The 13,718-nt window shown below is 62.8% G+C and carries 13 protein-coding genes; 9 read left to right on the top strand and 4 right to left on the bottom strand.

The window, feature by feature from the left end; all coding sequences use genetic code 11:
* Positions 1-5: 5 nt before the first annotated feature.
* From EPO61_15490 to EPO61_15505, 4 genes are read right to left on the bottom strand one after another with little or no spacing between them, the layout of a single operon-like run.
* Complete coding sequence (locus EPO61_15490; GenBank protein TAJ07358.1) at positions 6-1,130, bottom strand: efflux RND transporter periplasmic adaptor subunit; 1,125 nt, start codon at positions 1,128-1,130, stop codon at positions 6-8.
* Positions 1,127-4,303 (bottom strand): efflux RND transporter permease subunit, encoded by a 3,177-nt coding sequence (locus EPO61_15495; GenBank protein ID TAJ07359.1) that lies wholly within the window; start codon positions 4,301-4,303, stop codon positions 1,127-1,129. Before EPO61_15495 ends, EPO61_15490 begins: the two co-directional genes overlap by 4 nt.
* A gap of 12 nt (positions 4,304-4,315) precedes the next feature.
* A complete protein-coding gene (locus tag EPO61_15500; GenBank protein TAJ07360.1) occupies positions 4,316-5,752 on the bottom strand; it encodes a TolC family protein in 1,437 nt (478 codons plus the stop codon).
* A complete protein-coding gene (locus tag EPO61_15505) occupies positions 5,749-6,078 on the bottom strand; it encodes a PadR family transcriptional regulator (protein TAJ07453.1) in 330 nt (109 codons plus the stop codon). Before EPO61_15505 ends, EPO61_15500 begins: the two co-directional genes overlap by 4 nt.
* 258 nt (positions 6,079-6,336) lie before the next feature.
* Here EPO61_15505 and EPO61_15510 point away from each other — a divergent pair, with 258 nt between their 5' ends.
* The 9 genes from EPO61_15510 (at position 6,337) to phoU (ending at position 13,644) form a co-directional block, all read left to right on the top strand.
* Positions 6,337-6,663 (top strand): ArsR family transcriptional regulator, encoded by a 327-nt coding sequence (locus EPO61_15510; GenBank protein ID TAJ07361.1) that lies wholly within the window; start codon positions 6,337-6,339, stop codon positions 6,661-6,663.
* A gap of 54 nt (positions 6,664-6,717) precedes the next feature.
* Positions 6,718-7,563: an arsenite methyltransferase gene (arsM, locus tag EPO61_15515; protein ID TAJ07362.1), complete on the top strand. Its 846-nt coding sequence runs from the start codon at positions 6,718-6,720 to the stop codon at positions 7,561-7,563.
* Between the two features lie 139 nt (positions 7,564-7,702).
* Positions 7,703-8,704, top strand: a complete 1,002-nt coding sequence (arsB, locus tag EPO61_15520) for an ACR3 family arsenite efflux transporter (protein TAJ07363.1) — start codon at positions 7,703-7,705, stop codon at positions 8,702-8,704.
* Entirely contained in the window at positions 8,701-9,120 is a 420-nt protein-coding gene (locus EPO61_15525) for an arsenate reductase ArsC (protein ID TAJ07364.1), read from the top strand. The genes arsB and EPO61_15525 overlap by 4 nt, the downstream gene beginning before the upstream one ends.
* A 178-nt stretch (positions 9,121-9,298) precedes the next feature.
* Positions 9,299-10,321 carry a PstS family phosphate ABC transporter substrate-binding protein gene (locus EPO61_15530; protein ID TAJ07365.1) on the top strand — a complete coding sequence of 341 codons (1,023 nt, stop codon included), beginning with the start codon at positions 9,299-9,301 and terminating at the stop codon, positions 10,319-10,321.
* Between the two features lie 32 nt (positions 10,322-10,353).
* Positions 10,354-11,241 (top strand): phosphate ABC transporter permease subunit PstC, encoded by an 888-nt coding sequence (gene pstC / locus EPO61_15535; protein ID TAJ07366.1) that lies wholly within the window; start codon positions 10,354-10,356, stop codon positions 11,239-11,241.
* A complete protein-coding gene (pstA, locus tag EPO61_15540) occupies positions 11,231-12,154 on the top strand; it encodes a phosphate ABC transporter permease PstA (GenBank protein TAJ07367.1) in 924 nt (307 codons plus the stop codon). Before pstC ends, pstA begins: the two co-directional genes overlap by 11 nt.
* Positions 12,148-12,945 carry a phosphate ABC transporter ATP-binding protein gene (gene pstB / locus EPO61_15545; GenBank protein ID TAJ07368.1) on the top strand — a complete coding sequence of 266 codons (798 nt, stop codon included), beginning with the start codon at positions 12,148-12,150 and terminating at the stop codon, positions 12,943-12,945. The genes pstA and pstB overlap by 7 nt, the downstream gene beginning before the upstream one ends.
* A 36-nt stretch (positions 12,946-12,981) precedes the next feature.
* Complete coding sequence (gene phoU / locus EPO61_15550) at positions 12,982-13,644, top strand: phosphate signaling complex protein PhoU (protein ID TAJ07369.1); 663 nt, start codon at positions 12,982-12,984, stop codon at positions 13,642-13,644.
* Positions 13,645-13,718 lie beyond the last annotated feature (74 nt).

Genomic DNA, 13,718 nt, shown 5'->3' on the forward strand with positions numbered 1-13,718 from the left:
GCGCGTCAAGACACAGGAAGGGCGGGCCGGGCCACCACTTTCGTCCCCGGCCTGAGTTCATCGGTCCCTCGGGCCGCCACGGAGTCTCCAGCACTCAGATCGCCGAACACCTCGACTAGGTTGCCGACAGCCCGCCCTTTCTGCACCTTGACCCATTCGACAGTCTCCTGCCGGACGCGGATCACGAACGTGAGTTCGGTCGTCGTCACGACCGCCTTGGCGGGCACAAAGAGGGTCGGCCCCGATCGCCGTACCGGCCACTCCACCTCCGGAAACATGCCGGGAGCCAGGCTCCCCGCGGGGTTGTCCACGTCGATTTCGACCGGCATCGTACGCGTCTTCATGTCGATCGAATGGGCGATCCGAGCGATGGTGCCGGGGAAGGTTTGCCCGGGAAACGCGGGAACCGTGAACGTGACGCTCTGACCCGGCGCAATCCCTCCCGTATAGGCCTCCGGAACGGGCACCATGAGCCGGAGATGGGCCGTATGTTCCAACCTGACCAAGGGAGGGTTCGCTCCCGCTCCCCCGCCACCGGCTGGCCCCACCAACGCGCCTGGGTGCACGTTCCTCGTGGTGATGACGCCGTCGAACGGCGCGGTGATCACCAAATACCCTTCCATCTCTTGGAGGGTTTTCACCCGCGCGCGATCCGCCTCCACCGTCCGCTGGGCGATATGCACATCGTTGGGCGCGACAACGCCGGGAGTGGCCGCGGCGGCAACCAATCGCGCATGCGTGATTTCGTCGGAATGCAACTTAGCTTCGGCCTCAACCCGCTGCGCAGTCAGCTCAGGGGCCGTGAGCCGAACCAGCACCTGCCCTTTTTTTACCTGCGAGCCGCGGTCGACGCCAATCCAGTCCAAGATCCCTGTGACTTTCGGGTAGAGGTCCACGCTGAGAAACGGCTGTAGCTCTCCCGGCAGACGAACAGTCTCATCCAAGCGTTGCGCGATCACCGGCACGACGGCCACCTGGGGAACGATTCCGCCCTGGCTCCCTGCAGGCGATCCTTGACCGGAGGGCACGGCCTTCTCGACCGTGCGACCGTCGTTGTTTTCGATAACCAGCATCAGCACAGCAATCATGAATACCGCGAGCAGACCACCGAGCACGAACCATCGTCTCATGACGGGAGCCCCTTCCGTAGCGAGTCGCCGGGAGGATCGTAATAAGCGCTGTACGGATCATCCGGGTCCAGCGAGACGGCGACAGGCCGGCGCCGGCGCTTGATCAGCGCGAAGACGGTGGGCAGGATCAGGAGCGTGGCCAGCGTGGCGGCGACCAAGCCGCCGATCACGGCCCGGCCGAGCGGCGCCGTCTGCTCGCCCCCTTCCCCGAGCGCCAGGGCCATGGGAATCATGCCGGCGATCATGGCCGCGCTCGTCATGAGGATCGGACGCAGACGTCCCTGCGCGCCCTCGATGGCAGCCTCCTCGGCGGAACGGCCGGTCCGCCATCGCGTCTCGGCAAAGGACACCAGCAGAATCGCATTCGCCACGGCGACGCCGACCGCCATGATGGCGCCCAGAAAGGACTGGATATTCAACGTCGTGCCGGTCAGCGCCAGCACGACCATGATGCCGGCCAGGACCGCCGGCATGGTGGAGAGCACGATGACCGCGTTCCAGACGGATTGAAAATTCGCAGCCAGCAGGAGAAAGATCACCCCGATCGAGAGGGCCAAGCCGATCCGTAGGCCGGCGAGCGTCTCCCGCATCGGCGCGGCCTGTCCTCGGAGGGCGACGGTCACCCCGCGGGGCGGCTCACCGGCTCGCGCGATGGCGGCTGACACTCGATCGGCGGCATGACCCAGATCTTCCCCCGCCACATTGGTAACGATCGTGACCATCCGCTGCATATTGTACCGCGCATACTCACCGATCATTTTCCCCGGGGCGACCCGCGCAAGATCCCTGACCAAGGGACCGGCAGCGGCATTGGGCATGACCGGCACGTTCTCCACGTCTTCCGCGGACGCCATCCGGTGCTGCGGCACTTCAATCTGCACCTGGTAGGCGTTGCCGGAGGACGCGTCACGCCAGAACATGGGCTGGATAAACCGGCTGGACGAGGTGGCGGAGACGAGCGAACGAGCCACGTCGGCCATGGACAGCCCCAGCTGGCCGGCCCGTACGCGATCCACCGCCACCTCGACCGTGGGGTATTCCAACGGTTGGCCGAACTGCAGGTCCCGGAGGGTGGGAATCCGCGCCATCTCCTGCAGCACGCGCTCCGCATAGGCCCGATTCGCCTCGAGCTTGGGCCCGCTCATCGCGACCTCGATGGCGGTCGGCGACCCCATGTTCATAACCTGGCTGATCACGTCGCCCGCCTCGAAAAGGTATTTTGTGCCGGGAAAGCGCCCGGGGAGCTTCTCCCGAAGCCGCTCCTTGACGTCTTCGACGGAGAGGCCGCTACCCCGTTTCAACGCGACCAGGAGCACCGCCTCGTGCGGCCCGCTCGTCCAGAGGTGCACGGTGTTGACCGGATAACTGGCCGGCTGGACACCGACGAACCCCTGCGTGATGGCCACGTTGTCGGAACCGACCTCCTCCTTGATCGCCTCCAGCACTTGCTGAGCCAGGACTTCGGTTCGCTCGATGCGGGTCCCGTCCGGGGCCCGCACCCGCAGTTGGAATTGACCCGTGTCCACGCCCGGGAACAGCTCCAGGCCGAGCCGGTCGGCCAGGCCCCAGATCACGATCGCCGCGACAAGCAGGTAGAGCGCCACGACCAACCACCGGAGCCGGACGAGTGTTCCAACGAGCCGTCCGTATCCCCGCTCGAATCGCAGGAAGCGGCCATCCACCTGTTCGAGCTGCGGCTCCATCCGGAGCAGCCAGGTGGCCAACACCGGCACCAGCGTGCTGGCCAGCACATAGGAAGCCGCCATGGCAAAGCCCACGGCGAGGGCCAGCGGCACAAAAAGCGCCTTCCCGACGCCGACCATGAAGAAGGAGGGAATGAAGACCGCCAGCACGCTCAGCATCGCGATCAGGCGCGGCACCGCCACGTCGCGGCCCGAATCCAAGATGGCACGTGCCCGGTTTCCGCCTCGTGCCAAATGTGCATGGATATTCTCGATCGCCACCGTGGACTCGTCCACGAGAATGCCCACCGCCAACGCCAGCCCGCCCAGCGTCATGATGTTGATGGTCTGGCCCGCGGCCCAGAGCGCCACCACCGCCGACAGGAGGGCGAAGGGGATCGTCAGGAGGACGATGCCGGCGCTGCGCCAATCCCGCAGAAACAGCAGCACCATCAGCCCCGTGAGCAGCGCGCCCAGGACTCCCTCCGTGGCGAGCGACCGCACCGCGTTCTTGATATAGACGGACTGGTCGAATTCGAAACTGATGGCAATGTCGTCGGGCACCAGCGCCCGGAACCGGGGCAGGGCCTCTTTGACGCGATCCACGACGGCCAGGGTGGAGGCGTCCGCCCGCTTCGTGACCGGGATATACACGGCGCGCTTCCCGTTGATGAGCGCATAGGCGGTCACGATGTCGGTGCTGTTCTCGGCGTAACCGATGTCCCGCAAGAAGACGGTGGCCCCGGCTCCGGTCCGGATCGGAATGTCGCCGAACCCCGACATCGTCGGGATCACGGAGTTGACCGTCGTGATGGTGGTCAGGTCTCCAATGCGGACGTTGCCGGCCGGCACGATCAGATTACTCTTGTTCACGGCCTGCACGACTTCGTCCGGCGCCATCCGGTACGCGCGCATCCGTTCGGGATCGGCGTGAATTACGACCGTGCGCGCATTCCCGCCGAACGGCGGCGGGGCGGACACGCCGGGGAGCGTCGCGAACATGGGGCGGACCCGGAACAGGGCGAGGTCCTGAATTTCTCCCACGCTCTTGGTCTCGCTGCGGAAGACCAGGGAGCCGACCGGCACGCTGCCTGCGTCGAACCGCACGATGAAGGGGGGCACGGTGCCCGGCGGCATGAAGGCCCAGGAGCGGTTGACGTAGGCCACGGTCTGCGCCAAGGCTTGGTTCATGTCCGTGCCCGGATGGAAGAACAATTTGATCAACGCCGCGCCTTGAATCGATTTGGACTCGACATGCTCGATGCCGGTGATATAGAGAAAGTGGTACTCGTAGAAGGAGACCAGGTAGCTCTCCATCTGGGCCGGGTCCATCCCGGAATAGGGCTGCGCCACGTAGATCGCCGGCAGGCCCAAATCCGGGAAAATGTCGATCGGCATCCGCTTCAAGGCGAGGCTCGAGCAGAGCGCAATCGCGACAATCGCCACCAGGATCGTAATGGGCCGCCGCATGGCGCCGAGGATCAGCCACATAGATTGCCGCCTTTACGGATTCCGTTGCCCGGTCGAGCTGCGTACCAGGTTCAAAAAGAGGCCCAGATCGCCCCGGGCCCCGGCCAGGCCCAGGATTGAACGCCAGACACCGAGACGCGCCAGGGCATCATCGATGCTCGCCTGGACGACCAACTGTTGGGCCTCCGCCACTTCGACGACCGTGGCAAGACCCGTTTGATACCGTGCCCGCGCCTGCACCTCCGTGTCACGCGCGGCGGTCAATTGGATCGGCGTGTTTTCGGCGATCCGATTGGCGCCCTTCACCGTTTCCACGGCCTTGAAATGCTTGCCAGTCAAGGCCTGGATCACCTGATCATAGGCCGCCAACTCCGCCTGCTGATTGTGCTCTTCCGTGAGGCGCTTGGCGCGGATGGAGGCAAAGTCGAATAGCTGGAAGGACATCGTCCAGCCCCCGACCCAGTTCGGCACGTCCGGAAACAGCCCCCCATAGCCTGGCTCCCGGTTCCCATTCCGTTCCCACGAACTGCCGCGCGAGGAAAACCCGGCCATGAGGTCAAACCGGGGCACCCAGGCCCGGTCCAAGGCTTCCTTGCGCTTTTGAAAGACATCGGCTGTCGCCTTCTGGGCCACAGCCAGCGGGTGAGCCCAAGGCGCCGGCTCCGGCAGCCGGCTCGAGCCCGGCAAGGTCATGAGCGGCCCGGGACGAATGTCAAATTGCTCCCCGGCGGCGCCAAGCACCTCGGCGAGGGTCGCCCGCGCAATCCCTTCCGCCTGCTCGGCCTGGATGAGCTGCGTACGCGCCATGGCCAGTTCGGCCAGGGCACGGGAGGCGTCCACCCCGGGACGCAAGCCGTTCTTCACCAGTACGTTCACCGTGTCGGAAAACACGCGCCGACGCTCCACATTGCCCTTCATGGCTTCGACCGTCTGCTGAGCCATCAAGACCATAAAGAACGCGTCTCCAACCCCGAGGCCGACGTCGAGCTGGGTCAAGGTCACCCCTGCCGCCGTCTGCCGTTCGGCTGCGCGGGCGGCTTCCACGTTGGCGTTTCGCAGTCCAAAATCAAAGGGCTCCCACGCAGCCATGGTCCCGGCGGCGCTGCCCCATGCGCCCCGATAGGAGACACCGTCCCCTTGCCGACCCCAAATCGGCGGCGTGTAGGGGGTCATGAAAAACACCCCGGAAGCCTTGTTGAACGTGCCCATGTTTTGTTGAAAGCCCATTTCCACACGCGGGAGGTAGGCCGTGCGTGTCAAATCAATGCCTGACTTCGCCGCTTCAACCCGGGCCAGGGCGACGCGCACGGAAGGGTAATGGTCGAGGCCGAACTGAATGGCGTGATCGATCGTCAAACCGGAAGGCAGCCGATCAGGGGACTGAGCCCATACCGCATCGGCCGAAGACCAGGTCATCAGCACAAGCCCCAGCCAGAACCACATCGAACGCCCGATCGCCCGCAAGCTCATCGATGCCGATCCTCCAGTACTTCTTCCACCAACTCTTTGATCCGCTTGCGGGCCTCTTCCAGCGCCCAACGTCCGGCCTTCGTGATCCGATAACACTTCCGTCGCCGCCCGTCGCACAGTTGCGACTCGCAGCGCAGAAAGCCCGCCGCCTCCAGCGCATGAAGCGTGGGATAGAGGGTGCCTGGGCTCAGCCGGTACCCGTGGGTACCCAGCTCCTCCGTGAGTTCCACACCGCAGACCGCCTCCTCGGCCGCATGGTAAAGGATGTGAATACGGACGAATCCCAGGAACAACTGGCGGGTGAGACGGCTCGACGCCGGATCCACTGCGGACCGGCCGGGCCGGCGCTTTGCATTGAGAGGCGACGATGCGGCCACTGGACCTCCTGATATCGAAATTAGATATCGAGTTTCGATAACATAAATGAGCCGACCAAGGAACGCAAGGAAAACTTTTCGACAGGCGCGCCCCAGCGGATGCCCGGATAGGCCGCCCCCAGCGCGCAACCCGTCTTCCGCCCCAGAAGCCGGAAGACGCTTCTCTCTCCCCTTGACTAATCAATTTTAATTGATATATCGTAGCGCATGATCACGACGCGCACAAAAGACTTGGAGCAGACAGCCCTCTGGTTCCATGCCCTGGCGGATGAGACCAGACTTCAGATCATCGAGCATTTGCTGGAAGGCGAACAGTGCGTGTGCGACCTGACCGACTTTCTCCAAACCGGTCAATCCCGGCTCTCGTTTCATCTCAAGACACTCAAAGACGCGGGACTGCTCCAGGACCGCCGGGAAGGCCGCTGGATTTACTATTCGCTGAATGCCGAAACGGTCGAAGCAATCGGCCAATGGTTGATGACTTTGAAAGGCACACGCGCAAAATCCAGACCGGCTGCCCCTTGTTGCGACTGAACTATTTTTTTCCCTGAATAATCAACTTTTATTGATGAATGGAAAGAGGCACCCATGAGCCCCCACACCGGCGAAAAGACCATTAAAGAACTCGTCAGGAACGAATATGGACAAGCCGCCTTGCAGGCCAAGAGCGGCGGCAGCTCTTGTTGCGGCGGCAAATCTCCGGGCAAGTTCGATCCGATCACATCCAATTTGTACCAGCCGTCAGAAACCGGGGCGCTGCCGGCCGAAGCTCTGTCGGCCTCGCTGGGCTGCGGCAACCCGACGGCCCTGGCCCAATTGAACCCAGGCGAAACCGTGCTGGACCTGGGATCGGGTGGCGGAATTGACGTCCTCCTCTCCGCCAAGCGCGTCGGCCCGACCGGCAAGGCCTACGGCCTCGACATGACGGACGAGATGCTGGCGCTCGCCCGCGACAACCAGCGCAAAGCCGGAGCGGACAACGTGGAGTTCCTGAAGGGCGAGATCGAGCAGATTCCCCTGCCCGACTGTTCCGTGGACGTGATCATTTCCAACTGCGTCATCAACCTCTCTCCGGACAAGGACCGGGTCTTTGCCGAAGCCTTTCGGGTTCTGAAACCGGACGGCCGTCTGGCCGTCTCCGACGTGGTCGTGCGCGGACCGGTTCCGACTGAGATTCGCCGCAACATCGAGCTTTGGATGGGCTGCGTGGCCGGCGCGCTGGAAGAATCGGAGTATCTCGACAAGCTGGCCAAGGCTGGTTTTACAAACATCAGCCTGGAACCGACCCGCATTTACCGGGCGGAAGATGCCCGAGAATTTCTGGCAGGAGCCGGGCTCAATGTCGAGGCCATCGCCCAGCAAGTCGACGGCAAATTTCTCAGCGCCTTCATCCGCGCCAGCAAACCGCCCGAGGAGCCAAGGCGCAATAACTGAGCGAGCAATAGATATGATTATGATCTTTCACTATCAATGATAACTAATTGATATTTCAATAGATTCAAACGTTAAATCTCCAAACGAAAAGCGCCTTAATCTGTTCCAGCGCTACCTGACCCTCTGGGTCGGGCTCTGCATGGTGGCGGGAGTGGCGATCGGGAAGCTCCTGCCTGGCCTGGTGGACTCCATGCGGTCGCTCGAACTGGGGGCAGACAGCCACGTCAACTTACCCATGGCGATCCTGATCTGGCTCATGATCGTCCCGATGATGATGAACGTCGATTTCGCCTCGGTTCGCAACGTCGGCAAACGGCCGAAGGGACTGGCCGTGACCCTCCTCGTCAATTGGCTGGTGAAGCCCTTTTCCATGGCGTTCTTGGCCTGGCTCTTTTTCCGCCATCTCTTCTCGGCCTGGATCACCCCGGCGGAAGCGGACCAGTACATCGCCGGGGCGATCATCCTGGCGGCCGCCCCCTGCACTGCCATGGTCTTCGTCTGGAGTTACCTGACCGACGGAGATCCGGCCTATACCCTGGTCCAGGTCTCGGTGAACGATCTGATCATGTTGGTCCTGTTCGCGCCCCTGGTCGGCTTTCTGGTCAGCGGCGCCTCTTCGTTGACCGTACCTTGGCTTGTCCTGTTCTATTCGGTTGCAGCTTTTATCGTCATCCCCCTGACCATCGGGACGGCGCTCCGAGCCTGGTTCATCAGGCAACGAGGCCTCCGCTGGTTCGAGGAGAACCTGCTGCCCCGTTTCGCACCGGTCACGATCACCGCCCTATTGGCTACGCTGGTCCTGATTTTCGCTTTTCAGGCGGACAATATCATGGGGCGCTCCTTTCACGTGGCCCTGATCGCCGTCCCGATCCTGCTCCAGGTCTACTTCAACTCGTCGCTGGCCTACGGCCTCATGAAATTCCTGCACGTGCCCCATGCGATCGCCGCGCCAGGCGCGCTGATCGGCGCCAGCAACTTTTTCGAGCTGGCCGTGGCCACCGCCATCGCCCTCTACGGTCCCGGCTCGGGCGCCGCGCTGGCGACGGTCGTCGGTGTGCTGGTCGAGGTGCCCGTCATGCTCTCGGTCTGCGCCGCCTGCAACCGAACGCGCCATTGGTTTCCGAGAGAGGCAGCCGCATGAAGCCACGCGTCTTGTTTCTCTGCACCGGTAATTCCTGCCGCAGCCAGATGGCGGAAGGCTGGCTCCGACATCTGGCCGGAGACCGTTTCGATGTGGCCAGCGCGGGCACTCATCCGGTCGGCTTGAACCCAGTCGCGGTCGCAGCCATGCGCGAGGTCGGCGTGGATATTTCACGGCACACTTCCAAAAACGTCAATCAGTTCCTTGGCGAGCGATTCGACTACGTCATCACAGTCTGCGACAGTGCCAAAGAAGCCTGTCCGACTTTTCCCGGCGCCACGTCCCGCTTGCACTGGAGTTTTGATGATCCCGCTGCAGCCCAGGGCTCGCTGGAGGAACGGCTGCAGGTCTTCCGACGGGTCCGCGACGAGATCGCCGGACGCCTACGCCTGTTCCTTGCCTTCGTTCGAATCTAAACCGCCCGCAGCACGACACCGTCACAGCCTTTCCACAAAACACAGGGCCGTCTCTGCCCATCGACGAGTCTGCTCGCTCACACGTCAGTTTACCCACTCTTAACGTTTCGGCAACCGCATCGCAACAGAGCTCATCTATGCTGGTCCTGTTCTCAAGGGCTCGCAACAGAAGATATCAATGGAGGAACGCGTGAAAAGCGTCGCCGTAAGCTATCTCGCCGTCTTCGCCCTGCTGATCGGTGCCGCACCGCTCCTGCGCGACTTCGCCGGGGCCCAGCCTGCATCGCTGGTGAAGATCGACGGCTCCAGCACGGTCTTCCCCATTACGGAAGCTGTGTCGGAGGAATTCCAGAAACAGAACAGAGGCTCCGTGCGAGTGACCGTGGGCATTTCCGGCACCGGCGGAGGCTTCAAGAAATTCTGCCGCGGCGAGACGGACATTCAAGATGCGTCGCGCCCGATCGCGGCGGCCGAGATGGAAGTCTGCAAACAACAGGGCATCCAGTACTACGAATTGCCCGTGGCTTTCGATGCCATGGCGCTGGTGGTCAGCCGCCAGAATGCCTGGGCGGATTCCCTGAGCGTGGCCGAACTCAAGACAATGTGGGAACCGCAAGCCCAGGGCAAGATCACCAGATGGAACCAGATCCGTACGACCTGGCCCGATGCCCCCCTCAAGCTGTTCGGCGCCGGGTCCGATTCGGGCACCTTTGATTACTTCACCGAAGCTATCGTGGGCAAGGCCAAGGCCAGCCGGGGCGACTATACGGCCAGCGAGGACGACAATACCTTGGTGCAGGGAATCGCCAACGACAAGCATGCGCTGGGATACATTCCGTTCGCCTACTACGAACCCAACAGCCAACGGCTGAAAGCCGTGGCCGTCGACGCAGGACGGGGTGGTGTGCTGCCGTCCCGCCAGACCGTCGAGAGCGGGACGTACCGACCTCTGGCCCGCCCCATCTTCATTTATGTGAGCAAGCAGGCGGCCGAGAGGCCGGAGGTGCGCCGCCTCGTGGACTTCTATCTCACCCACGCAGCCGAACTCGTCGCCCAAGTGAAATATGTGCCGTTGCCGAAGGAGGCCTACCGCATCGCCCTGGAGCATTTTCATCACGGCAAACTCGGGACGTCGTTCCAGGGAGCGTCTGCGGTCGGACTCACGATCGGAGAGTTATTGGCCCGCTCGAAGGCGGAATAGCGGAGGCCGTGGAAGCGTTGCAGACCGAGCCTATGCGGAAGACTGTGGGGCGCGTGCGCGAGCGCGGGATCGAGCTTGGGCTCTTTCTGGCAGCGCTCACCTCGGTCGCCGTCACCGTGGGAATCGTGGGAGTCCTGCTGTACGAATCGCTGGGCTTTTTCCGGCAGGTATCGCTCGGAGCGTTTTTGACGGACACCCAGTGGACTCCGCTCTTTTCGGACGCCCATTACGGGATCCTGCCCTTGGTCTCCGGCACGCTCGTGACCACGGTGGTGGCTCTGCTGGTCGCCGTGCCGCTGGGCACCATCACCGCCGTCTACTTAAGCGAGTACGCGCCGCTCCCCGTCCGTGAAACCGTCAAGCCCATCCTCGAGCTGTTAAGCGCGGTCCCCACCGTGGTGTTCGGATATTTTGCGTTGCTCTTCGTCACCCCGCTGCTGCAACGCCTGTGGCCGGACCTGCCCGGATTCAACATGTTGAGCGCCGGACTGGTGATTGGCATCATGATCATGCCCTACGTCAGTTCGGTGAGCGAAGACGCCATGCGGGCGGTGCCGATGCTCATGCGGGAAGGCTCGTATGCCATGGGCGCCTCGCGTCTCCAAACGGCCGTCCGGGTCGTCGTCCCCTCCGCGCTCTCCGGCATCGCCGCAGCGTATGTCTTGGCCGTGTCCCGAGCGATCGGGGAAACGATGGTGGTGGCCATCGCGGCCGGGATGCAGCCCACGTTGACCGCCAACCCGCTTGAGCCGGCCGCCACGCTGACCGCCTACATCGTCCAAGTCAGCCTGGGCGATCTGCCTCACGGCAGCCTCGGGTACCAGTCGATCTTTGCGGCCGGCCTGGTACTCCTGATCATGACGTTGACCTTCAACATTGCCGGGCACATGTTGCGCAAGCGGTTTCAGCATGCCTTCTAGGTTCCCCTCGGACAGGCCGTACGGTCGGGCCCTCCGAAAGCGTCTGGATATCCTGGTTGCCGGCGCCGGACTGCTGGCCATGCTGGCGAGCATCGCCACGTTGCTCATCTTGCTCGCCGGATTGGCCATGGACGGGGGCCCGCACCTCTCCTGGAAGTTTTTCACCTCATACCCGTCCCGATTCCCCGATGCCGCGGGCATCCTGCCGGCCTGGGTCGGCACCATGTTGGTGATGGTCGTGACCGCCGTGACCGCCGTTCCGCTGGGCATCGCGGCCGCCGTCTATCTGGAGGAATATGCGCCTCGCCACTGGGTCACCGATCTTATCGAGATCAACATGGCGAACCTGGCCGGTGTGCCGTCGATCATCTATGGACTTATGGCGCTGGGACTGTTGGTGTACCAGTTGCATTTGGGCCAAAGCATCCTGACAGCCGGGCTCACCTTGGCGCTGCTGATCCTGCCGATCGTCGTCATGGCCACCCGCGAGGCGTTACGGACAGTGCCGCAGAGCATCCGCGAAGCCGCCGGCGCCCTCGGTGCCACCAAATGGCAAACGGTGTGGGACCACGTGCTCCCCGCCGCCACCGGGGGCATCCTGACCGGCTTGATCCTGGCGCTCTCCCGGGCCATCGGAGAGAGCGCGCCGCTCATGACGATCGGCGCCCTGTCCTTCATCGCCTTCCTGCCGCATGAACCCTGGCAAACGGACTTCCCGTTTGTTTCGTTCGAATGGCTGCTCGATCCCTTCACCGTCATGCCTATCCAGATGTTCAATTGGGTGTCCCGACCGCAAGAGGCCTTTCACAGGATCGCCGCCGCCGCAGGCTTGCTCCTCATGGTGATGACCCTGGCCATGAACGGCCTCGCCATCTACATCCGCGCCCGTTATCGGAAACACATCCAATGGTAACGTTGCCTGTCGCCACGCCCGACGCCGCCCACGCCCTGAAAGCTGAGACCAAACAGCTCAATTTTTATTACGGGGCGGCCCATGCCCTGCGCGACGTCAATCTGGTGATCGCCGACAACCGGGTGACCGCCCTGATCGGCCCTTCCGGCTGCGGCAAGACGACCTACCTGCGCTGCTTCAACCGTATGCACGACCTCTACCCCGGCACCCGCTACGAGGGACAGATCGTGCTCTATCCGGAGGGAATGAACATCATCGATCCGTCCATCGATCCGCTGGCCATACGCATGCGGATCGGCATGGTCTTTCAGAAACCCAATCCGTTTCCGAAGTCGATTTTCGAGAATGTGGCCTACGGACTGCGCATTCGCGGCCAGGCTCAGCGCTGCCTGCTGGACCGTAAAGTCGAGCAGGCGCTGCGGGGCGCCGCCCTCTGGAACGAAGTCAAGGACAGGCTCCATCATCCGGCGTTCCAGCTGTCGGGGGGCCAACAACAGCGCCTCTGCATCGCCCGCGCTCTCGCAACCGACCCGGAATTCCTGCTCTTCGACGAGCCCTGCTCGGCCCTGGATCCGACCGCAACGGCCCGCATCGAGGAACTCCTGAGCGAGCTCAAGCAACGGGTCACCATCCTCATCGTGACCCATAACATGCAACAAGCCGCAAGGGTATCGGACTTCACCGCATTCATGTATCAGGGCCGGATCGTCGAATTCGGGAAAACCGACGCCATCTTCACCAATCCCGTCGATCAGTTGACGGAGGATTATGTGACCGGCCGCTTTGGGTAAGGCTCCCGACGCTTCCACGCAACCGAGGACACGATCATGCACCGACATTTTGACGACGAGCTCACCGATCTCAAAGACAAGCTGCTCCGGATGGGGAAGCTCGTCGAGGACCAAATTCAGCAGGCCCTCCGCGCGCTCACGGAGCGGGACTCGGAATTGGCCCGTCGGGTGATCGACAACGATCGCCGAGTGAATGCCTTGGACGTGGAAATGGACGAAGATTGCCTGCGCTTACTGGCCTTGCATCAGCCGACCGCAAGGGATTTGCGCTTCATCACAACGGCCATGAAAATCGCCACCGAGCTTGAGCGCATGAGCGACCTGGCTGAAAATATTTGCGAGCGCGCCATCGAATTAAACGAAGAGCCCCAGCTGAAGCCCTACATCGATATTCCACTCATGGCCAACTGGGCATTACGGATGGTAAAGAACAGCCTGAACGCGTTCGTCGACTACCACGCGCCGCTCGCCCGACAAGTCTGCGTCGACGACGATTACGTAGACAATCTCACCGAACAACTGTTCCGCGAGCTGCTGTCCTTCATGATCGAGGATCCCCAAACGATTTCCCGCGCGATCCGGTTGACCTTCATCGGCAAGTACATCGAGCGCATCGCCGACCATGCCACCAACGTGGCCGAGCTCGTGGTCTACATGGTCGAAGGCAAAATCATCCGCCACACAACGGATGCCGGTTGAGCGCACGCTTCCGTCGCTGCCGATGCGAAGCCGCGCCCCCAACACAGATCTCGCCGCCCGCGTCCCTGCTTCTT

The organism is Nitrospirota bacterium (genome assembly GCA_004296885.1).
GTDB lineage: Bacteria > Nitrospirota > Nitrospiria > Nitrospirales > Nitrospiraceae > SYGV01.

Coding starts and splice junctions, on each gene's coding strand:
- EPO61_15490 (TAJ07358.1), bottom strand. CDS start 1,130: ATGAGACGATGGTTCGTGCTCGGTGGTCTGCTCGCGGTATTCATGATT.
- EPO61_15495 (TAJ07359.1), bottom strand. CDS start 4,303: ATGTGGCTGATCCTCGGCGCCATGCGGCGGCCCATTACGATCCTGGTG.
- EPO61_15500 (TAJ07360.1), bottom strand. CDS start 5,752: ATGAGCTTGCGGGCGATCGGGCGTTCGATGTGGTTCTGGCTGGGGCTT.
- EPO61_15510 (TAJ07361.1), top strand. CDS start 6,337: ATGATCACGACGCGCACAAAAGACTTGGAGCAGACAGCCCTCTGGTTC.
- arsM (TAJ07362.1), top strand. CDS start 6,718: ATGAGCCCCCACACCGGCGAAAAGACCATTAAAGAACTCGTCAGGAAC.
- arsB (TAJ07363.1), top strand. CDS start 7,703: ATGGTGGCGGGAGTGGCGATCGGGAAGCTCCTGCCTGGCCTGGTGGAC.
- EPO61_15525 (TAJ07364.1), top strand. CDS start 8,701: ATGAAGCCACGCGTCTTGTTTCTCTGCACCGGTAATTCCTGCCGCAGC.
- EPO61_15530 (TAJ07365.1), top strand. CDS start 9,299: ATGGAGGAACGCGTGAAAAGCGTCGCCGTAAGCTATCTCGCCGTCTTC.
- pstC (TAJ07366.1), top strand. CDS start 10,354: ATGCGGAAGACTGTGGGGCGCGTGCGCGAGCGCGGGATCGAGCTTGGG.
- pstA (TAJ07367.1), top strand. CDS start 11,231: ATGCCTTCTAGGTTCCCCTCGGACAGGCCGTACGGTCGGGCCCTCCGA.
- pstB (TAJ07368.1), top strand. CDS start 12,148: ATGGTAACGTTGCCTGTCGCCACGCCCGACGCCGCCCACGCCCTGAAA.
- phoU (TAJ07369.1), top strand. CDS start 12,982: ATGCACCGACATTTTGACGACGAGCTCACCGATCTCAAAGACAAGCTG.